Origin of the sequence: Pseudomonas paraveronii (assembly GCF_963681955.1) — a bacterium.
GTDB lineage: Bacteria > Pseudomonadota > Gammaproteobacteria > Pseudomonadales > Pseudomonadaceae > Aquipseudomonas > Aquipseudomonas paraveronii.
The window spans coordinates 4,766,636-4,786,244 of sequence record NZ_OY817130.1 but is presented as its reverse complement, the minus strand read 5'-3'; the positions used below and the strand labels follow the sequence as shown (position 1 = coordinate 4,786,244).

The window sequence follows — 19,609 nt, the reverse complement described above, 5'->3', positions numbered from 1 at the left end:
TCGCCATGCATCTGGAAATTCTTTTGCAGGAACAACTGATCACGCGCAAGCGGCTGGCGCTGTTTGCACCGGGGAAAGTGCTGCCTTTGGCGCCGGAAGTCATCCATTGCGTGGAAGTGCGGGTCAATGGTCAATTGTTGGCTCTGGGCGAGCTGGTGCAGTTGGAAGACCGCCTGGGAGTTGAGCTGCTTGAGGTGTACCAGGAGTGGGTATCGCCTTAGTTGTTAGCTCCAGTGAGATTTCTTACAAGGCTATTCCTGAAAGCCTTGCTGATATGGGTTTTTTCCTAGGGTGGGTAGGGGCCGCCTTTTTTATAGTCGTGCCGTCGGCGTATGAGCCGGTTCTGGAAATTAGGATTTTAATGTCAGTGGTTGGATGCAGAGGTGTGTATGGCCGTCGTGAATGATGGAGGGATGACGACTTCCCTGGTCTTTGGCCACTGGACCCTGCATGGCGATGGACGCTTGACCGGTGAGGGCGCGGATATCCAGTTGCCGCCCAAGGAGTGGCAGGTGCTGCGCTTGCTGTTGGTGTCTGGTGGTGCGCTGATGACCAAAGACTGTTTGCTTGAAATGGCTTGGCGCCAGGGGGAGGTGTCGGAGGAGTCGCTGACTCGCTGCATTTATTCATTGCGTAAGCATCTGCGTGCCGACAAAGGGTTTATCAAGACGGTCTATGGCAGAGGCTATCGCTTTACGTGCCCGGTGCGACCTGCTGAGCGCCCCCCGTCGTTGCCCATCCATGTTTGCTCGGCCTGTGGCAGGTAATGCGCGACGTGTGGCGCAGGGGCCTGTTGCTGGTGGTACTGATGGGAAGCAATCAGGCACTGGCGTATTGCTGGGACGAGGTGGCCAGTCGTTACGATCTCGAGCCGGAGTTGCTGCAGGCCATTGCCGCCGTAGAGTCGGGGTATCGCGCGGGCGCGATGAATTACAACAATCGCAATGGCACCCGCGATATCGGTCTGATGCAGATCAACAGCATCCATTTGCCCCGCCTGCTCAAACAGGGCATCACTGAAGAGCGGCTGTTGAGTGAGCCCTGCCTGTCGGTAGAGGTCGGGGCCTCGATTCTTGCCGAGTTCATTCAGCGTTTCGGCTATAACTGGACGGCCATAGGCGCCTATAACGCAGGCCCGGGCCCAGGTCCGCAGCGTGAGGCGTTACGCCTGCAGTACGCACAGAAGATCTGGGCCCGCTACGAAGCGTTGGTCGCGCATCGCTACTGACGATTGGGTGGCACGCCTCGCACGCAGCCCGCCAGCCCGGCTATAATCGCCACCACTTATCGCTGCCATCCGAGTCTAGCCCGCCCATGTATACCCTGGCCCGCCAGTTGTTGTTCAAACTCTCCCCGGAGACCTCCCATGATCTGTCCCTGGACCTGATCGGTGCCGGTGGCCGCCTGGGGCTCAATGGCCTGGTATGCAAGGCACCGGCGAAAATGCCGGTGTCGGTGATGGGCCTCGACTTCCCCAACCCGGTCGGGCTGGCTGCCGGCCTGGACAAGAACGGTACGGCCATCGATGGCTTTGCGCAGTTGGGTTTCGGTTTCGTCGAAATCGGCACCGTGACCCCGCGCCCTCAGCCGGGCAACCCCAAGCCGCGCATCTTTCGCCTGCCGGAAGCCGAGGCGATCATCAACCGCATGGGCTTCAACAACCTCGGTGTCGATCACCTGGTGTCGCGGGTTCAAACGGCGAAGTACAAGGGCATTCTCGGGATCAATATCGGCAAGAATTTCGACACGCCGGTGGAGCGCGCGGTGGATGACTACCTGATCTGCCTGGACAAGGTCTACGCCCACGCCAGCTACGTCACGGTGAACGTCAGCTCGCCCAACACCCCTGGCCTGCGTAGCCTGCAGTTTGGTGATTCCCTCAAGCAATTGCTCGAAGCCTTGCGTCAGCGCCAGGAAGACCTCGCCGTGCGCCATGGCAAACGCGTGCCGCTGGCGATCAAGATCGCCCCGGACATGAGTGATGAAGAAACCGTACTGGTCGCCCAGGCCCTGGTGGATTCCGGGATGGATGCGGTGATTGCCACCAACACCACCCTCAGCCGTGTCGGTGTTGAAGGCCTGGCCCATGGCGACGAAGCGGGCGGCTTGTCGGGCGCCCCGGTGCGTGACAAGAGCACGCATATCGTCAAGGTGCTGGCTGCCGAGCTGGCAGGGCGTTTGCCGATCATCGCGGTCGGCGGTATTACCGAAGGCAAACACGCGGCCGAGAAAATCGCCGCCGGCGCGAGCCTGGTGCAGCTGTATTCCGGCTTTATCTACAAAGGCCCGGCGCTGATTCGCGAGGCGGTGGACGCGATTGCGGCGTTGCCAAAAAAGGCCTGACACACGCCCAATAAAAAGGGCTCCTCAAGAGGAGCCCCTGGGCCGAAGCCCGCCGCCTGGATAGGGCGTGCGTGGTTAAGTGGTTACCTGTATTCGTGCTGGTGTCGGAATTAAATGCCCTTGATTAGCCGACCGCGTGAAGTTCGTTGAGTCTGTGGATGCCCGCAGTGCCTGTCATACCGTCCCAGTTGTCGCCGCGTCCTTCTCGCCAGCCGTTGATCCAGGCTTGGCGTACCGACGGTAGAGTAAATGGGCAAAGCTCACGGGATTTGCCATGAACGCCATATTGATATCCGCGTAAAAATGCTCTTTCCAACGGATCACGCTTAAGTCTTCTCATAGGGTGTTTCCCTCACTTGTTGACTGTCTTGATATCCTTCGGCCTCGTCTGGGGCCGGGCAGAGTTTTTCTGCCGTTGGTGCGGCTCGCTGCCGGCGTGGCGAGCCAATGTGTCAACGTCGTTGTGGCGCTGACCTGTGTTGAGTTCTAACCAATAGGTCACATGGATTCAATGATCGTTTTGTCATAAGCACGTCACAATAGTGATGCTATAGCCATAAGCTGGGATGGCTTTTCGCCCCTTTTATTGGGCAAAGCCAGCTATGATGTGCCTTACGAAGAGAATGGGCTTTTTCCTGCGGTGAGAAAGCCCGCCCGTCACGGTCGGTCACTATTCGACGAAGGGTCTGAATATTTCTTTTTGTTGCAAAAATTATCTCTCTGCCCCGTCAATCAAGGCCCAAAGGCCCGGCAGACGGGGTGGGACGGCACATTCGTGCCACGCGAGCACTCTTCAAGAAAAGTGCTTGATTGAAAACCGAGCCGGCGATGCGTCGCCCGTTCATTTATTGCTGAAAAGCCTGGATTACCCATGTCGGACCGTTTTGAACTCTTCCTCACCTGCCCCAAGGGCCTCGAAGGCCTGCTGATCGAGGAAGCCGTCGGGCTTGGCCTTGAGGAAGCCCGCGAGCACACCTCGGCCGTGCGCGGCATGGCCGACATGGAAACCGCCTACCGCCTGTGCCTCTGGTCGCGCCTGGCCAACCGCGTATTGCTGGTACTCAAGCGCTTCCCGATGAAGGACGCCGAAGACCTCTACCACGGCGTGCTGGATATCGACTGGGCCGATCACATGGTCCCGGACGGCAGCCTGGCGGTGGAGTTCAGCGGTCACGGCTCGGGCATCGACAACACCCACTTCGGCGCGCTGAAGGTCAAGGATGCAATTGTCGACAAGCTGCGCACGCCAACCGGCGAGCGTCCGTCCATCGACAAGATCAACCCGGACCTGCGCATCCACCTGCGCCTGGATCGTGGCGAAGCGATCCTGTCCCTCGACCTGTCCGGCCACAGCCTGCACCAGCGCGGTTACCGCCTGCAGCAGGGCGCCGCACCGTTGAAGGAAAACCTCGCGGCAGCGATCCTGATTCGTGCCGGCTGGCCGCGCATCGCTGCTGAAGGCGGCGCGCTGACCGACCCGATGTGTGGCGTGGGCACCTTCCTGGTGGAAGGCGCGATGATCGCCGCCGATATGGCGCCCAACCTCAATCGCGAACTGTGGGGTTTCACCACCTGGCTCGGTCACGTCCCGGCGCTGTGGAAGAAACTTCACACCGAGGCCAGCGAGCGTGCCGCCATCGGCATGAACAAGCCGCCGTTGTGGATTCGTGGCTACGAAGCCGATCCGCGCTTGATCCAGCCTGCTCGTAACAACATCGAGCGTGCCGGCCTCAGCCATTGGATCAAGGTGTACCAGGGCGAAGTCGCTACGTTCGAGCCGCGTCCGGACCAGAACCAGAAAGGCCTGGTGATCTGCAACCCGCCCTACGGCGAGCGCCTGGGTGACGAAGCGAGCTTGTTGTACCTTTACCAGAACCTCGGCGAGCGTCTGCGCCAGGCGTGCATGGGCTGGGAAGCGGCGGTATTCACCGGCGCGCCGGACCTGGGCAAGCGCATGGGCATCCGCAGCCACAAGCAGTATTCGTTCTGGAACGGCGCCTTGCCGTGCAAATTGCTGCTGATCAAGGTCAACCCGGACCAGTTCGTCACCGGCGAGCGCCGCACTCCGGAGCAGCGCCAGGCCGAACGCGAACAAGCCGCCTACGACCAGGCCCCGACCGAGCCGCAAGAGCGCCAGTACAACAAGAACGGCAACCCGATCAAACCAGCAGCGGCGCCAGCCCCCGTGGTCGAACAGGCGCGCCTGAGCGAAGGCGGGCAGATGTTCGCCAACCGCCTGCAAAAGAACCTCAAGCAACTGGGCAAGTGGGCCAAGCGTGAAGGCGTGGATTGCTACCGCGTCTACGATGCCGACATGCCCGAATATTCCATGGCCATCGACCTGTACCACGATTGGGTCCACGTGCAGGAATACGCCGCGCCGAAATCCATCGACCCGGAAAAAGCCTCCGCACGCATGTTCGATGCCCTGGCGGCCATTCCCCAGGCGCTGAACATCGACAAGAGCCGTGTGGTGGTCAAACGCCGCGAGCGTCAGAGCGGCACCAAGCAGTACGAGCGCCAGAGCGCCCAGGGCAAGTTCACCGAGGTCAGCGAAGGCGGCGTGAAGCTGCTGGTCAACCTCACCGACTACCTCGACACCGGCCTGTTCCTCGACCACCGTCCGATGCGCATGCGTATCCAGAAAGAGGCGGCCGGCAAGCGTTTCCTTAATCTGTATTGCTACACCGCCACCGCCAGCGTGCACGCCGCCAAGGGTGGCGCGCGCAGCACCACCAGCGTCGACCTGTCCAAGACCTACCTGGACTGGGCGCGTCGCAACTTCTCCCTCAACGGTTTCTCCGACAAGAACCGCCTGGAGCAGGGTGATGTGATGGCGTGGCTGGAAGCCAGTCGCGATGAGTTCGACCTGATCTTCATCGACCCGCCGACCTTCTCCAACTCCAAGCGCATGGAAGGTATCTTCGACGTGCAGCGCGACCACGTGCAGTTGCTCGATCTCGCCATGGCGCGTCTGGCACCGGGTGGCGTGCTGTACTTCTCGAACAACTTCCGCAAGTTCGTGCTTGAGGACAACCTCAGCGAACGCTACGCGGTCGAGGAAATCAGCGACAAGACCCTCGACCCGGATTTTGCGCGTAACGCGAAGATCCATCGGGCCTGGAAAATCACCGCTCGCTGATTGCTCCTCCCATAAGCCGCAAGCCTCGAATAATCGGGTCTTGCGGTTTTTTACGCTGGTCAAACACAGGGCCGCTAGCTATAACTAAACGTCCAGCCAAAGTGACACCCCCGCACGCTGGCGTTGTGAGTGTTGCCTATGCCGTTGCAAGCCGTTCGCCCCAAGATCCTAGGTTTTATCAGTGAGCAGGTATCGGCTTGGCTGATGGCATTGGTGGTGTTTTTGGCAGGCAGCACCTTGACGATCATCATTGCCTGGGCGACATCCGACCTCTATCAACAGCAGGAGCGCCAGCGTTTCCAGCTGTTGGTCAATGAGCGATTCACCCGTCTGCAGGAGCGTTTCGAGGACCAGGAGCAGCGTCTGGCCAGCCTGCAACGCTTTTTCGTCAATTCCAGTGACGTGTCCCAGGACGAGTTCGATGGTTTCGCCCAGCCCCTGCTGCTGCGTTCCCGTGCGTATGTCTGGGCGCCGCGGGTGCTGCGTGATCAGCGCGTTCAGTTTGAACAGGAGGTGTCGCGCCAGCGCGGTCTGCCCTTCAGCATACGTGAACTGAATTCACTCGGTGAGTTGGCCCCGGCGGTGGAGCGCGATGAATACGTGCCGATCCTGTACAGCCAGACCCACAGCCTGCTCGGTTCGCCCCTGGGCTTTGACCTGCTGGCCCAGCCTCTGCGGCGCTCGACCCTTCAGCGCGCACAAGCGAGCGGTAAGCTGGCAGTGTCCCAGCCCATGCAGTTGGTGGGTGTGGAGCCGGCCTATGCCACCGGCGTGTTATTAGTCGCACCAGTCGTCTCCCTAGGCGGGACAGAACCCTACGGCTTTGTGATGGCCGTGATCAGCATGCGCCAGTTGATGGCTGACGGCTTGCCCAAGCCGGATCGCGATAATCTGGTGACGCAGATCGTCGACACTTCCGACCAGCAAAAGCGCCTGTTGTACGAGTCCAGCAATGCCTTGGCCAACAGCGATCTGGTGGCCACGCGCCGCCTCACCCTCGGCGATCATGTCTACGCCCTGACGCTGCGCCCCAGTCTGGTGTTCGAACAGGGCAGCGGTTTCTCCCTGGTCTCGATCCTGGCCATGGGCGGGCTCTTCAGCCTGTTGCTCAGCGTCTTGCTCTATATGTTGGTCAGTCAGCGTCAGCGCGCCTTGAAACTGGTGGAGCAGCGTACCGTGCAGTTGCGTCTGCGCGAGCAGGAACTGCGCGGCGCCCACGGCCAGTTGCGCAGCGTGCTGAACGCCGCGACGCAGGTTGCGATCATTGCCACCGATTTGCATGGCGTGATCAACACCTTCAACGCCGGCGCCGAGCAGATGCTGGGGTTCAAGGCCGAGCACGTAATCGGCCACTCGACCCTGGAGAGCCTGCATGTGGCAGCGGAGCTGGAAGCGCGCGCGACGAGTTTGAGCGTGGCGTTGGGCCGGCGAATCCCGCCGAGCCAGGCGATGCTGGTGGAAAGCCCGGACAACCCGCACGAGGCCCGCGAGTGGACCTTGGTACGCGAGGATGGCAGCCAGTTGACGGTGAATATGCTCGGCACCGTGTTGCTGGATGAGCATGGCTTATGGGTCGGGCACCTGGCGATGTACCTGGATGTCACCGAGCAAAAACGCGCCTATGAGGCCCTGGCCGTGCGGGACCGCCTGCTGAAAAAACTCAGCGCCCATGTGCCTGGCGGGATCTTCCAGTTCACCCTGGAACCCCAGGACAACTGGCGGTTTATCTATGCCAGCGATGGCATGCGCGATATCTATGAGATCGAGCCAGGGGTGCTGCAACAGGATGCGAAACAGGTCTTGGCGCGCATCCACCCCCTGGACGTCGAGCGAGTGCGTGCGTCGATCCGCTTATCCGCGCTGCAATTGAGCCACTGGTGCGAAGAGTACCGCGTGCAGTTGCCGCAACGGGGCCTGCGCTGGATTCGCGGTGAGGCCACGCCGGAGGAACTGCCGGGCGGCGGTACGCTGTGGCATGGTTATGTGTCTGATATTTCCGATCTCAAGCGGGTGGAAGAAGAACTGCGCGCGCTGTCCATCACCGACGCCCTCACCGGGATTCACAACCGCCGGTATTTCCAGGATCGTCTCAAGGCCGAGATGGTCCGCCTGAATCGCACGTCGGGGGCGTTGTCGGTGATCATGCTGGATATCGATCACTTCAAGCGTATCAACGACCAATACGGCCACGCGGTCGGCGACGGGGTGTTGCAGGAACTGTGCAAGCGCATCAGCCAACGTCTGCGCCGCAGCGATGTGTTCTGTCGCCTGGGCGGCGAGGAGTTCATGGTGTTGTGCCCCAATACCGATAGTACCCAGGCCTACAGTTTGGCGATTGAGTTATGGCAGTCGCTGCGCAGCGCGCCGATGGAGCCGGTGGGGACCGTCACCGCTAGCTTTGGGGTGGCCAGTTGGCGGGTCGACGAAGGGGTCGACGGGTTGCTGCTGCGCGCGGATTCGGCGGTATACGTGGCCAAGCAGGCGGGCAGGGATCGGGTCGAAACTGTGGCGAGGGAGCGTGCTCCCGCTGGGCCGCGAAGCGGTCCCGATTAACACACCGCATGCTTGCAGAGACCATTCAGGGCCGGGCTTCAGGGCTGCGTCGCAGCCCAGCGGGAGCACGCTCCCTCGCCACAAACGCTAGAGGACTGGCGCCGCTGCCGCCAGCTTCGGCTGGCGATACAGGTCCAGCAGCACCTGGTCGAGCACCGACGACGCACCCCATGGTTTCGGATCGTTGAGAATCGCCACCACTACCCAGGTATTGCCGTTGTTATCGCGGCTGAACCCGGCGATGGCACGCACGGTGTTCAAGGTGCCGGTCTTGACGTGGGCTTCACCGCGCATGGCGGTGGTCTTCAGGCGTTTGCGCATGGTGCCGTCGGTGCCGGCAATCGGCATCGAGCTGATGTACTCCGCCGCGTAGGGGCTTTTCCACGCGGCTTGCAACATGGCCGCCATCTCACGGGCACTGACGCGTTCGGCACGGGACAGGCCGGAACCGTTCTCCATCACCAGATGCGGTGCGGTGATGCCTTTCTTCGCCAGCCACTGACGCACCACGCGTTGGGCGGCCTTGGCATCGTCGCCGTCGGCATCGTTGCGAAACTGCGCGCCCAGGCTCAGGAACAACTGCTGGGCCATGGTGTTGTTACTGTATTTGTTGATGTCGCGGATGATTTCCGCCAGGTCCGGCGAGAAGGCCCGCGCCAGTACCTTGGCGTCCTTGGGCACCGAAGCCTGGATGTCGCGGCCCTGGATGGTGCCGCCCAGTTCCTGCCAGATCGCCCGCACAGCGCCGGCGGTATACGTGGCATGGTCGAGCAGCGACAAGTAGGTCTGCGAGCTGCAGCCTTCGCCCAACTGGCCGCTGACGGTCACTGTGATGCTGCCATCGGCCGCCGTCACCGGGTTGTAGCGCACGTCACCGGTACACTGTTTGGCGTTGGATACCTTGACCTGATTGTCGATGCGAATGCTGGCAATCGGCGGCTCGACCGACACGATCACGCGTCCCGAATCGTTGCGAGTCACGAAGCGCAGAGCCTTGAGGTTGACCAGCAGGGCATCGGGCTTGACCAGGAACGGTTTGTTCTCGTCATTGCCGTCGTCATTGAATTCCGGCAGTTGCGGCGGGATAAAGAAACCGCGGTCCAGTACCAGGTCGCCAGTGACTTGCTGCACGCCATTGGCCCGCAGGTCACGCATCAGCAGCCAGAGTTTTTCCATGTTCAGCTTGGGGTCGCCGCCACCCTTGAGGTACAGGTTGCCGCGCAACACGCCACCGCTGAGGGTGCCGTCGGTGTAGAACTCGGTCTTCCACTGGTGGTTGGGGCCGAGCATTTCCAGGGCCGCGTAGGTGGTGACCAGCTTCATGGTGGAGGCCGGGTTCACCGAGACGTCGGCGTTGAATACAGTGGGTGTGCCGGGACCGTTCAGCGGCAGCATCACCAGCGACAGTGCGGTGTTTTGCAGTTTGGCCTTCTGCAGGGCCTGTGCAACATTGGGTGGCAGGGTGTTGTTGATCGGGGCGGCGGTGGCGGAAAAGGCCAGCGGCAGGAGAAAGCCGGCAAGGAGCAATGGACGCAAAGATTTGATCATAAGAAATAAGACCCTACTGCTGAGGAGGGTGAAAAAGGCGAGGGTTATGTAAGAAAATCCCCCAGTGGTCATGAAAGTGTCGGCATTATGCCCCAAGCTGGAGCCACTTGTAGCTGAACGATAGCTGCTAATCGGCGTTTTTTTTTCGAGCATTTCGCCGCCTGTCCTAGAGAATCGGGCAATCGCTTCCTTAAACTGCTAAAGTGCCGCCCGTTATTACTTATGAGGATTGTTCCAATGGCGACTAACCGTTCCCGGCGTCTGCGCAAAAAACTGTGCGTTGATGAATTTCAAGAGCTGGGTTTCGAACTGAACCTGGATTTCAAAGAAGGTTTGGACGATGCAGCGGTTGACGCGTTCCTCGACGCATTCCTGACCGAAGCGATGGACGGCAATGGCCTCGACTACGTCGGCGGCGATGACTTCGGTCTGGTGTGCAAAGCCACTCGTGGTTCGGTCACCGAAGAGCAACGTGCAACCGTTGAAGCGTGGCTCAAGGCCCGCGCAGAGCTGACTCGCGTTGAAGTAAGCGCGCTGTTGGACGCTTGGCATCCAGAGACGTCGATCAACTCGGCCGTCTGATGTCATGAAACAGCGACCCGCCCGGGTCGCTGTTTCGTTATGGGGCCTTAAACACTCAGGCCTTGCGCCAGTTCAGAATCAGCAGCGTCAACACCCCCGCCACAATCCCCCAGAACGCCGACCCGATGGAAAACAACGTCAAGCCTGACGCGGTGACCATAAAGGTGATCAGCGCCGCTTCCCGTTCCTTCGGCTGATTCATGGCGATGCTCAAGCCATTGATGATCGAGCCAAACAAGGCCAACGCCGCAATCGACAGCACCAGCTCCTTGGGCAGCGCTGCGAACAAGGCCGCCAATGTGGCGCCGAACACCCCGGCAATGCCGTAGAACACCCCACACCAGACGGCCGCCGTGTAGCGCTTGTTGCGGTCTTCATGGGCGTGGGGCCCGGTGCAGATCGCCGCACTGATCGCCGCCAGGTTGATGCCGTGGGAGCCGAACGGCGCCAGCACCAGCGAGGCCAGGCCGGTGACGGTGATCAGCGGCGACGCCGGCACGTTGTAGCCATCGGCGCGCAATACGGCCACGCCCGGCATGTTCTGCGAGGTCATCGCCACCACGAACAGCGGGATGCCGATGCTGATGGTCGCCGCCAGCGAGAAGTGCGGCGTGGTCCACACCGGCGTTGCCACTTCCAGGTGAAAGCCGCTGAAATCCAGGAGCCCCATCAGCCCGGACAGCACGCTGCCGATCACCAGCGCGGCGAGCACCGCATACCGCGGCGACAGGCGTTTGATGATCAGGTAGGTGAAAAACATCCCCAGCACCAGGCCGGTGCGATGTTGCGCGGCGACGAAAATCTCGCTGCCGATCTTGAACAGAATCCCCGCCAGCAAGGCCGCCGCCAGCGACGCCGGGATGCGTTTGACCAGCTTTTCGAAGCTGCCGGTCAGCCCGCAGAGCGTCACCAGCACCGCGCAGGTGATGTAAGCGCCGATGGCTTCGCCGTAACTGACGCCGCCGAGGCTGGTGATCAACAGCGCGGCGCCGGGTGTCGACCAGGCAATGGTGATCGGCGTGCGGTAGCGCAGGGACAGGCCGATGCTGCACACCGCCATGCCGATGGAAATCGCCCAGATCCACGAGGAAATCTGCGCGGTGGTCAAACCGGCGGCTTGGCCGGCCTGGAACATCAGCACCAGGGAGCTGGTGTAGCCGGTCATCATGGCGATGAAACCGGCGACGATGGCCGAGGGAGAAGTATCGGCCAGCGGGCGCAAGGGCGCTTGGGTGGCGTCGGTCATGGCGAGGTGTTTCCTTTTACCTGGGAGTTTGCCAGTGAAGGCGCAGATTCAAGCCTAAACTCAAACGTAACGATTCATTGCAATACAGCCGGGGCCGCAAACAGCCGTACAGTGTGTTGGCGCATGGGGTTGTGTACAATGTGCGCTGATTTTAGCTGATACTTGCCAGCGCCTCTTTGTTGCCGTATTACCGTTAATTCGCCGCCGTTCTCCCGATCCGAGTGCCCATGAACGAACAGTTGCAACCTCTCAAGAAACAACCGCGAGCCAGCAAGACCGGCCGCAGCGGAACCCAGGACGATATCGTCTATGCGCATATCTTCGAGGCGATTCTCGAACAACGCCTGGCACCCGGTACCAAATTGAGCGAAGAGGCACTCGGCGAAATCTTCGGCGTCAGCCGCACCATCATTCGCCGTGCGCTGTCGCGTTTGGCCCATGAAGGCGTGGTGCTACTGCGGCCCAATCGTGGCGCCGTGGTGGCCAGCCCCAGTGTCGAAGAAGCGCGCCAGGTATTCCTGGCCCGACGCCTGGTCGAGCGGGCGATCACGGAACTGGCGGTGCAGCACGCGACGGCTGAGCAGTTGGCCGAGTTGCGGCAGATGGTCAACGACGAACGCGACAGCTTCTCCCGCGGCGATCGCGGTGCCGGTATCCGCCTTTCCGGCGAGTTCCATTTGAAGTTGGCTGAAGCCGCGAAGAACGCGCCGCTGATCAGCTTCCAGCGCAGCCTGGTGTCCCAGACCTCGTTGATCATCGCCCAGTACGAAAGCGGTAACCGCTCGCACTGTTCCTACGATGAACACACCCAGTTGATCGATGCGATCGAAGCCCGGGACGCGGCGCTGGCGGTGAATTTGATGATGCATCACATGGATCACATCGACAGCAAGCTCAACCTCGATGAGGAAAGTGCGTCGGATGATTTGCATGCGGTGTTCTCGCATTTGTTGCTGAGCAAGAAGCCTGGGCGTTCTTCGGTCAAACTGTAAACCCAATCAAAAATGTGGGAGGGGGCTTGCCCCCGATGGCGGTGTATCAGTCACTGGATGCTTTGACTGAACCACTGCCATCGGGGGCAAGCCCCCTCCCACATTTGTTTTGTGTTTGCTTGGAATTAGCGTTGGTGGACTAGACTGCCCGCCGCATAGGTCTGCAACACCGCCCGATCATCCCCCAGCGTCATCAGCACAAACAACCTCTCGGCAATGTCCTTCGCCTGCTTCATGCGGTAGCTGAGCAGCGGCGTGGCGTTGTAGTCCAGCACCAGGAAGTCCGCATCGGTGCCCGGCTGCAACGTGCCGATCTTGTCTTCCAGTCGCAGCGCCCGCGCGCCGCCCAGGGTGGCCAGGTACAGCGACTTGAACGGGCTCAATCGTGCGCCCTGCAGTTGCATGACCTTGTAGGCTTCGTTCAACGTCTGCAGCAACGAGAAACTGGTGCCGCCGCCCACATCAGTGCCCAGGCCCACGTTGAGTTTGTGCTTCTCGGCCATCGGCAGGTTGAACAGCCCGCTGCCGAGGAACAGGTTCGAGGTCGGGCAGAATGCGACTGCCGAGCCGGTCTGCGCCAACCGCGCGCATTCGTCATCGCACAGATGCACGCCGTGGGCAAACACCGAGCGTTCGCCCAGTAACTTGTAGTGGTCGTACACATCCAGGTAGCCGCTGCGCTCCGGAAACAGTTCGTTGACCCACTCGACTTCCTGCTTGTTCTCACTGATGTGCGTCTGCATGTACAGGTCCGGGTATTCGCCCAGCAGTTGCCCGGCCAGCGCCAATTGCTGCGGCGTGCTGGTGGGGGCGAAGCGTGGCGTCACCGCATAGTGCAGGCGGCCCTTGCCGTGCCAGCGTTCGATCAGCGCCTTGCTCTCCTGGTAGCCGGATTCGGCGGTGTCGGTCAGGTAGTCTGGGGCGTTGCGGTCCATCATCACCTTGCCGGCGATCATGCGCAGGTCGAGTTTTTCGGCGGCTTCAAAGAACGCGTTCACCGATTGCGGGTGCACGCTGCCGAACACCAGCGCGGTGGTGGTGCCGTTGCGCAGCAACTCCTTGATGAAGATATCCGCGACTTCCTCGGCATGGGCCTTGTCGGCGAACTGGCGCTCGCAGGGGAAGGTGTAGGTGTTGAGCCAGTCCAGCAACTGCTCGCCATAGGCGCCGACCATGCCGGTTTGCGGCAGGTGGATATGCGTGTCGATCAGGCCGGGGGTGATCAGCGCGTCCTGGTAATGGGTGATTTCGACCCCGGCGGGTAGGTGCGGCAGCAGGTCATGGGCGTGGCCCAGGGCGCTGATCCGGCCGTTGTCGATGACCAGCAGGCCGTCTTCGAAATACTCGTAGGACGCCTCGATCCCCACTTCAGCGGGGTCGGCGAGGCTGTGCAGGATCGCGGCGCGGTAGGCTTTGCGGGTCGAAGGCATGGTGATCTCAATTTAGATAGCTTGGCTGCGACGTGAAGCCGGCAGCAGTTGGGCAATCGGTTCGGCGTTCGCGGTGTGCTGGCCGAAATGGGCGTTATAGGTGGCGATGATTTCCCCGGCGATGGAGATGGCGATTTCCACCGGCAATTTGCCCTTCACTTCGCTAAGGCCCATGGGGCAGCGCATGCGTTGCAGTTGTGCGGCGTCGACGCCGCGATCCCGCAGGCGGTGTTCGAACTTGACGCGCTTGGTCTTCGAACCGATCAGGCCGAAGTAGGCAAAGTCATTGCGCTTGAGCAGGGCGGCGCTGAGTTCCAGGTCCAGCGCGTGATTGTGGGTCATCACGATGCAGTAACTGCCCACGGGCAGGTCGGCAATTTCGTCGACCGGTTCTTCGCTGACGATTTTACGCACGCCCTGTGGGATGTGTTCCGGGAACTCTTGCTCGCGCGAATCGATCCAGAGTACCCGACACGGCAGGCTCGCCAGCAACGGCACCAGGGCGCGGCCGACGTGGCCGGCGCCAAATACGGCGATCTGTGCCTGCACCTGGCCCATGGGTTCGAACAGCAGCACGGTCGCGCCGCCACAGCACTGGCCCAGGCTCGCGCCGAGGCTGAAGCGCTCCAGGTGGGTGTGTTGCTGGCCACGGGCGAGCATGTCGCGGGCGAGCTGCATCGCTTTGTATTCCAGGTGCCCGCCGCCGATGGTGTCGAACGTGTGTGCGGCACTGATGACCATCTTCGAACCGGCATTGCGCGGCGTGGAGCCGAGCTCTTCGATGATGGTCACCAGTACGCAGGGCTCGCCCTGGTTTTGCAGGTTGGCGAGGGCGCTGATCCAGTTGTTCATGTCTACCTCAACATTTCTGTTGTCAGTTCTACCGTCATCGGGAGCAAGCTCCCTCCCACACTTGAATGTATTCACAGGTCAAAAATGTGGGAGGGGCGGTGCGACGATTCGACTTGCCCCCGATGGCAGCACCTCGATTCAAAGCGAAGCCATCTCGGTTTCAGCCTCAACCGCCTTCGCAGCAGCCAACTGCCGCATCTGTTCACACCCCCACAACACCCGCTCCGGCGTCGCCGGCGCATCGATGTTCGGCTGGTGGCGATAGTCACCCAGGCTCGCCACCGCATCCTTGATCGCGCACCACGAAGCAATGCCGAGCATGAAGGGCGGCTCGCCCACAGCCTTGGAATGGAACACCGTGTCTTCCGGGTTTTTGCGGTTTTCCACCAGCTTCACGCGCAGATCCAACGGCATGTCGGCCACGGCCGGGATCTTGTAGCTGGCCGGGCCGTTCGTCATCAGCTTGCCCTTGTCGTTCCATACCAGTTCTTCCATGGTCAGCCAGCCCATGCCCTGGATAAAACCGCCTTCCACCTGCCCGATGTCGATGGCCGGGTTCAGCGAAGCGCCGACGTCGTGGAGGATGTCGGTGCGCAGCATCTTGTATTCGCCGGTCAGGGTGTCGACGATCACTTCGCAGCAGGCCGCGCCGAACGCGAAGTAGTAGAACGGCCGACCGCGCGCCTGGCTGCGGTCGTAGAAGATTTTCGGGGTCTTGTAGAAACCGGTGCTCGACAACGACACCTGGGCGAAATACGCCTGCTGGATCAGGCTTTCAAAGCTCAGGATCTGCTCGCGCACGCGCACATGGCCGTTGTGGAATGCCACGTCCGCTTCGCTCACCTCGAATTTACGCGCGGCAAATTCCACCAGGCGTTGCTTGATGATTTCGGCAGCGTTCTGTGCGGCCTTGCCGTTCAGGTCGGCACCGCTGGAGGCTGCGGTCGGCGAGGTGTTGGGCACCTTGTCGGTGTTGGTGGCGGTGATCTGCACGCGGTCGATGTGCACCTGGAACACCTCGGCCACCACTTGCGCAACCTTGGTGTTCAAGCCCTGGCCCATCTCGGTGCCGCCGTGGTTCAGGTGGATGCTGCCATCGGTGTAGATATGGATCAGCGCCCCGGCCTGGTTGAGGAAGCTGGCGGTGAAGGAGATGCCGAATTTCACCGGGGTCAGCGCCAGGCCTTTTTTCAGGATCGGGCTGTGGGCGTTGTAGCGGCGGATCGCTTCGCGGCGCTCGGCGTATTGGCTGCTGGCCTCAAGCTCGGCGGTCATCTCTTCGAGCAGGTTGTGCTCGACGGTCTGGTAGTAGTGCGTGACGTTGCGCTCGGTCTTGCCGTAATAGTTGGCCTTGCGCACCGCCAGCGGGTCGAGGGCCAGATGGCGAGCGATGGCGTCCATCACTTCTTCGATGGCGACCATGCCTTGCGGACCGCCGAAGCCGCGATAGGCGGTGTTGGACGCGGTGTTGGTCTTGCAGCGATGGCCGTTGACCGTGGCATCGCCCAGGTAATACGCGTTGTCGGCGTGGAACATGGCGCGGTCGACAATCGAGTTCGACAGGTCCGGCGAGCAGCCGCAGTTACCCGCCAGCTCCAACTGGATGCCGTGCAAGCGCCCGCTGTCGTCGAAGCCGACGTCGTATTCGATATAGAAGGGGTGGCGCTTGCCGGTCATCAGCATGTCTTCGACGCGCGGCAGGCGCATCTTGGTCGGCTGCCCGGTCAGGTGCGCGACCACCGCACACAGGCACGCCGGGCTGGCGGCCTGGGTTTCCTTGCCGCCGAAACCGCCCCCCATGCGGCGCATGTCGACGACGATCTTGTTCATCGACACGTCGAGCACTTCGGCCACCAGCTTCTGCACCTCGGTGGGGTTTTGCGTGGAGCAGTAGACGATCATGCCGCCGTCTTCAGTGGGCATGACCGAAGAAATCTGGGTTTCCAGGTAGAAGTGTTCCTGGCCGCCGATATGCAGCGTGCCCTTGATGCGATGCTTCGCGGCCGCCAACGCCACCGCAGAATCACCGCGTTGATGGGTGTGGCTGTCCAGCACGAAGTGCTGGTTGCGATAGGCCTCGACCACGTCCAGCACCGGCTCCAGGTCTTCGTATTCGATCACTGCGGCCAACGCCGCTTTACGCGCGGTTTCCAGGTCGCGTGCGGCCACGGCGAGCACCACCTGGCCGACGAACTGCACGGTGTCGATGGCCAGCAACGGATCACCCGGTAGCAGCGGGCCGATGTCTTTGAGCCCTGGCACGTCTTCGTGGGTGATGACGATGCGCACGCCGTCGAAGGCGTAGCAGGGCGCGGTATCGATGCTGAGGATTTTGGCGTGGGCGCGGTCGGACAGGCGCGCATACAGGTGCAACTGGTTGGGGAATTCCAGGCGGTCATCGATGTACTGCGCTTCGCCGGATACGTGCTTGGCGGCGCTGTCGTGCTTGACGCTGCGGCCGACGCCGCAGGTCAGGTCCTGGGCAAACAGCTCGGCCAGTTCGGCCTGGGTTTTTGCCACGGCGTGATGGTTAGACATAAGCGGTCACCCGAGTCTCGATGTGCGGCGTTTGCAGCTCGATGAAGTATTTGCGCAGCAGGTTCTGTGCGCTGAGCAGGCGGTATTCCTTGCTGGCGCGGAAGTCCGACAGCGGGGTGAAATCCTCGGCCAGGGCGGCGCAGGCGTGCTCCACGGTGGCGGCATTCCAGGGCGCGCCGATCAGCACGGTCTCGCAGTGTTTGGCGCGTTTTGGCGTGGCGGCCATACCCCCGAAGGCAACGCGGGCGTCGCTGATCACCGCGTTATCGATCTTCAGGTTGAAGGCCGCGCACACTGCAGAAATGTCATCGTCCAGACGCTTGGATACCTTGTACGCCCGGAACCGCGCGTGGCCCTTGGGCACGATGATTTTCTCGATGAACTCGCTGTCCTGGCGCGCGGTGACGCGGTAGTCGATGAAGTAATCTTCCAGCGCCAGGGTGCGCCGGACATTGCCCTTGCACAGCACGATCTGCGCGCCGAGGGCGATCAACAGCGGCGGCGAATCACCGATCGGCGAGGCATTGCCGATGTTGCCGCCCAAGGTGCCCTGGTTGCGGATTTGCAGGGAGGCGAAGCGCTGCAGCAGCTCGCCGAAGTCCGGGTATTCGTGGTGCAGCGCGCTGTAGCAATCGGAAAGGGCGGTGGCGGCGCCGATTTCCAGGCGATCGTCGAACGTCTCGATGCGCTTCATCTCGTCGATATTGCCGACGTAGATCATCACCGGCAGCGTGCGGTGGAACTGCGTGACTTCCAGCGCCAGGTCGGTGCCGCCGGCCAGCAGGCGGGCCTGGGGGTAGACGTCGTAGAGGTCGGCCAGGTCGGCGACGGTCAGCGGCACCAGGCAGCGTTTGTCGCCGCTGTTGAGTTCAGCGGTTTGCGTCGGTGCGATGGCCTTGAGACGGGCGATGGTCTGGGCCTCACGGCTGTCGAACTGATCCTGGGGTTTGTTGCCGCAGGCCTGTTCGGCGGCGGCGAGGATCGGGCGATAACCGGTGCAACGGCAGAGGTTACCGGCCAGGGCTTCATGGGCTTTCTCGCGGTCGGGGGCGTCGCTGTTCTTTTGCAGGGCGAACAACGACATCACAAAACCGGGGGTGCAAAAGCCGCATTGCGAACCGTGGCACTCCACCATGGCCTGTTGCACGCTGTGCAGTTGGCCCTGGTGCTTGAGGTCTTCGACGCTGATCAGTTGTTTGCCATGCAACGACGCCACAAACGTCAGGCAGGCGTTGAGGCTGCGATAGCGAATGCGCTCGGCGCCTTGCTCATCGCGGTGCAGTTCACCGACCACCACGGTGCAGGCGCCGCAATCGCCGCTGGCGCAGCCTTCCTTGGTGCCGGGTTTGCCCACATGCTCGCGCAGGTAGTTGAGCACGGTCAGGTTGGGGTCCAGGGCGTGCTCGCTACGGAGTTCCTGGTTAAGTAAAAACTGGATCACGGAAGGCCTCGCAGACACATTATTGTTGTTAACCGCTTTGCGCCGAATCTAGTCATGTCTGACTTTTCGGTCAACGATTTTCTGACCTGAGGGTCAAGAAAGTGCGGCCGCAACACGTTCAATTATGGTTCAGTCTTCTGGAACCGGCGTTTTTTGGGGCTTCTGGCTGTTCACCGCTGCTTATTTCATGCCAAATTGTTGAGCGTGGGCCGAGCGCCATCAGCGGGCATTTGCGCTACACTGCCGCGCTTGTATCGATAGAAGATTTTGAAGGAAAAACATGACGTTCAAGGCGCCGGACAGTCTCGCCGAGCAAATCGCTCACCACCTCGCCGAACGTATCATTCGCGGCGATCTCAAGCCTGGGGAGCGGATACAGGAACAGAAGGTTACGCTGGCACTCAACGTCAGCCGTGGTTCCGTGCGTGAAGCCCTGCTGATCCTTGAACGTCGCCACCTGATCGCGATCTTGCCGCGCCGTGGCGCCCACGTCACCGAACTCACGGCGCACAAGGTGCAGAGCCTGTGTACGCTGATGGCCGAGCTGTACATCCTGCTCGGCAATGCGGTGGCGCAGGGCTGGCAGACCCAGGCCGACATGGCGCCGTTCGTGCAGATCCAGCAGCGCCTGGTGAGCAATTTCGAACGCCAGGACATCCGCGCGTTTGTCGAAGAATGCTTCAGCGTGATGCGTGCCGCGTACCCCTTCGCCAACAACCCGTATTTGCAGGAAACCGTCGAGAACCTGCAGCCAGCGATGAACCGCGCCTATTACCTGGCCCTGGATCAACGCAAGGCCTCCATGAGCGAATACCTCGCGCTGTTCGAGCAACTGCTCGCCGCCGTGCTCGCCCGTGACTTGCCGCAGATTCGCCAGGTGCTGTCGGCCTACGGCCAGCGCAGTTGCTCGCTGGTGATCGCTGCGTTGGCGGACGCCTAAGC

At 61.4% G+C, this 19,609-nt stretch carries 16 protein-coding genes; 9 read left to right on the top strand and 7 right to left on the bottom strand.

What is annotated here, in order from left to right; translation table 11 throughout:
* Positions 1–5: 5 nt before the first annotated feature.
* The 4 genes from U5A08_RS22005 to U5A08_RS21990 all read left to right on the top strand — a co-directional run bounded on the left by U5A08_RS22005 (position 6) and on the right by U5A08_RS21990 (position 2,343).
* Positions 6–221: a FliM/FliN family flagellar motor switch protein gene (locus U5A08_RS22005; RefSeq protein ID WP_017845218.1), complete on the top strand. Its 216-nt coding sequence runs from the start codon at positions 6–8 to the stop codon at positions 219–221.
* 168 nt (positions 222–389) lie between these two features.
* Positions 390–767: a winged helix-turn-helix domain-containing protein gene (locus U5A08_RS22000; RefSeq protein ID WP_253397926.1), complete on the top strand. Its 378-nt coding sequence runs from the start codon at positions 390–392 to the stop codon at positions 765–767.
* Positions 767–1,228, top strand: a complete 462-nt coding sequence (locus U5A08_RS21995) for a transglycosylase SLT domain-containing protein (protein WP_301295034.1) — start codon at positions 767–769, stop codon at positions 1,226–1,228. Before U5A08_RS22000 ends, U5A08_RS21995 begins: the two co-directional genes overlap by 1 nt.
* An 86-nt stretch (positions 1,229–1,314) precedes the next feature.
* Positions 1,315–2,343, top strand: coding sequence for a quinone-dependent dihydroorotate dehydrogenase (locus U5A08_RS21990; RefSeq protein WP_321848582.1), 1,029 nt, complete (start codon positions 1,315–1,317; stop codon positions 2,341–2,343).
* Positions 2,344–2,467: 124 nt separating this feature from the next.
* Here U5A08_RS21990 and rmf read toward each other — a convergent pair whose 3' ends face one another.
* The gene (gene rmf, locus U5A08_RS21985; protein ID WP_002553055.1) at positions 2,468–2,683 is read right to left on the bottom strand and encodes a ribosome modulation factor; all 216 of its coding nucleotides are present in this window, start codon (positions 2,681–2,683) and stop codon (positions 2,468–2,470) included.
* 531 nt (positions 2,684–3,214) lie between these two features.
* On the opposite strand from rmf, the gene rlmKL reads away from it, so the two are divergent.
* Both rlmKL and U5A08_RS21975 read left to right on the top strand, forming a co-directional pair.
* Positions 3,215–5,485: a bifunctional 23S rRNA (guanine(2069)-N(7))-methyltransferase RlmK/23S rRNA (guanine(2445)-N(2))-methyltransferase RlmL gene (gene rlmKL / locus U5A08_RS21980; RefSeq protein WP_321848581.1), complete on the top strand. Its 2,271-nt coding sequence runs from the start codon at positions 3,215–3,217 to the stop codon at positions 5,483–5,485.
* Positions 5,486–5,623: 138 nt separating this feature from the next.
* Positions 5,624–8,038, top strand: a complete 2,415-nt coding sequence (locus U5A08_RS21975) for a sensor domain-containing diguanylate cyclase (RefSeq protein ID WP_321848580.1) — start codon at positions 5,624–5,626, stop codon at positions 8,036–8,038.
* A gap of 87 nt (positions 8,039–8,125) precedes the next feature.
* Here U5A08_RS21975 and dacB read toward each other — a convergent pair whose 3' ends face one another.
* Positions 8,126–9,586: a D-alanyl-D-alanine carboxypeptidase/D-alanyl-D-alanine endopeptidase gene (dacB, locus tag U5A08_RS21970; RefSeq protein WP_321848578.1), complete on the bottom strand. Its 1,461-nt coding sequence runs from the start codon at positions 9,584–9,586 to the stop codon at positions 8,126–8,128.
* 237 nt (positions 9,587–9,823) lie between these two features.
* Here dacB and U5A08_RS21965 point away from each other — a divergent pair, with 237 nt between their 5' ends.
* Positions 9,824–10,168: a YggL family protein gene (locus tag U5A08_RS21965; protein WP_253397916.1), complete on the top strand. Its 345-nt coding sequence runs from the start codon at positions 9,824–9,826 to the stop codon at positions 10,166–10,168.
* A 55-nt stretch (positions 10,169–10,223) separates the two neighbouring features.
* Here U5A08_RS21965 and U5A08_RS21960 read toward each other — a convergent pair whose 3' ends face one another.
* Entirely contained in the window at positions 10,224–11,414 is a 1,191-nt protein-coding gene (locus U5A08_RS21960) for a benzoate/H(+) symporter BenE family transporter (protein WP_276194320.1), read from the bottom strand.
* A 227-nt stretch (positions 11,415–11,641) separates the two neighbouring features.
* Here U5A08_RS21960 and U5A08_RS21955 point away from each other — a divergent pair, with 227 nt between their 5' ends.
* Positions 11,642–12,406, top strand: a complete 765-nt coding sequence (locus U5A08_RS21955) for a GntR family transcriptional regulator (RefSeq protein WP_253397913.1) — start codon at positions 11,642–11,644, stop codon at positions 12,404–12,406.
* A gap of 125 nt (positions 12,407–12,531) precedes the next feature.
* Here U5A08_RS21955 and guaD read toward each other — a convergent pair whose 3' ends face one another.
* The 4 genes from guaD to xdhA form a co-directional block, all read right to left on the bottom strand.
* Complete coding sequence (guaD, locus tag U5A08_RS21950; protein WP_253397911.1) at positions 12,532–13,836, bottom strand: guanine deaminase; 1,305 nt, start codon at positions 13,834–13,836, stop codon at positions 12,532–12,534.
* Between the two features lie 12 nt (positions 13,837–13,848).
* Complete coding sequence (gene xdhC, locus U5A08_RS21945; RefSeq protein ID WP_321848575.1) at positions 13,849–14,688, bottom strand: xanthine dehydrogenase accessory protein XdhC; 840 nt, start codon at positions 14,686–14,688, stop codon at positions 13,849–13,851.
* A 138-nt stretch (positions 14,689–14,826) separates the two neighbouring features.
* Complete coding sequence (gene xdhB / locus U5A08_RS21940; RefSeq protein ID WP_321848573.1) at positions 14,827–17,226, bottom strand: xanthine dehydrogenase molybdopterin binding subunit; 2,400 nt, start codon at positions 17,224–17,226, stop codon at positions 14,827–14,829.
* Complete coding sequence (xdhA, locus tag U5A08_RS21935) at positions 17,219–18,667, bottom strand: xanthine dehydrogenase small subunit (protein WP_253397904.1); 1,449 nt, start codon at positions 18,665–18,667, stop codon at positions 17,219–17,221. Before xdhA ends, xdhB begins: the two co-directional genes overlap by 8 nt.
* A 280-nt stretch (positions 18,668–18,947) precedes the next feature.
* On the opposite strand from xdhA, the gene U5A08_RS21930 reads away from it, so the two are divergent.
* Entirely contained in the window at positions 18,948–19,607 is a 660-nt protein-coding gene (locus U5A08_RS21930; protein ID WP_321848571.1) for a GntR family transcriptional regulator, read from the top strand.
* Positions 19,608–19,609 lie beyond the last annotated feature (2 nt).

What these genes read in the sequence shown, in the direction of transcription:
- U5A08_RS22005 (WP_017845218.1), top strand. Translation starts at nt 6, where the DNA reads ATGCATCTGGAAATTCTTTTGCAGGAACAACTGATCACGCGCAAGCGG.
- U5A08_RS22000 (WP_253397926.1), top strand. Translation starts at nt 390, where the DNA reads ATGGCCGTCGTGAATGATGGAGGGATGACGACTTCCCTGGTCTTTGGC.
- U5A08_RS21995 (WP_301295034.1), top strand. Translation starts at nt 767, where the DNA reads ATGCGCGACGTGTGGCGCAGGGGCCTGTTGCTGGTGGTACTGATGGGA.
- U5A08_RS21990 (WP_321848582.1), top strand. Translation starts at nt 1,315, where the DNA reads ATGTATACCCTGGCCCGCCAGTTGTTGTTCAAACTCTCCCCGGAGACC.
- rmf (WP_002553055.1), bottom strand. Translation starts at nt 2,683, where the DNA reads ATGAGAAGACTTAAGCGTGATCCGTTGGAAAGAGCATTTTTACGCGGA.
- rlmKL (WP_321848581.1), top strand. Translation starts at nt 3,215, where the DNA reads ATGTCGGACCGTTTTGAACTCTTCCTCACCTGCCCCAAGGGCCTCGAA.
- U5A08_RS21975 (WP_321848580.1), top strand. Translation starts at nt 5,624, where the DNA reads ATGCCGTTGCAAGCCGTTCGCCCCAAGATCCTAGGTTTTATCAGTGAG.
- dacB (WP_321848578.1), bottom strand. Translation starts at nt 9,586, where the DNA reads ATGATCAAATCTTTGCGTCCATTGCTCCTTGCCGGCTTTCTCCTGCCG.
- U5A08_RS21965 (WP_253397916.1), top strand. Translation starts at nt 9,824, where the DNA reads ATGGCGACTAACCGTTCCCGGCGTCTGCGCAAAAAACTGTGCGTTGAT.
- U5A08_RS21960 (WP_276194320.1), bottom strand. Translation starts at nt 11,414, where the DNA reads ATGACCGACGCCACCCAAGCGCCCTTGCGCCCGCTGGCCGATACTTCT.
- U5A08_RS21955 (WP_253397913.1), top strand. Translation starts at nt 11,642, where the DNA reads ATGAACGAACAGTTGCAACCTCTCAAGAAACAACCGCGAGCCAGCAAG.
- guaD (WP_253397911.1), bottom strand. Translation starts at nt 13,836, where the DNA reads ATGCCTTCGACCCGCAAAGCCTACCGCGCCGCGATCCTGCACAGCCTC.
- xdhC (WP_321848575.1), bottom strand. Translation starts at nt 14,688, where the DNA reads ATGAACAACTGGATCAGCGCCCTCGCCAACCTGCAAAACCAGGGCGAG.
- xdhB (WP_321848573.1), bottom strand. Translation starts at nt 17,226, where the DNA reads ATGTCTAACCATCACGCCGTGGCAAAAACCCAGGCCGAACTGGCCGAG.
- U5A08_RS21930 (WP_321848571.1), top strand. Translation starts at nt 18,948, where the DNA reads ATGACGTTCAAGGCGCCGGACAGTCTCGCCGAGCAAATCGCTCACCAC.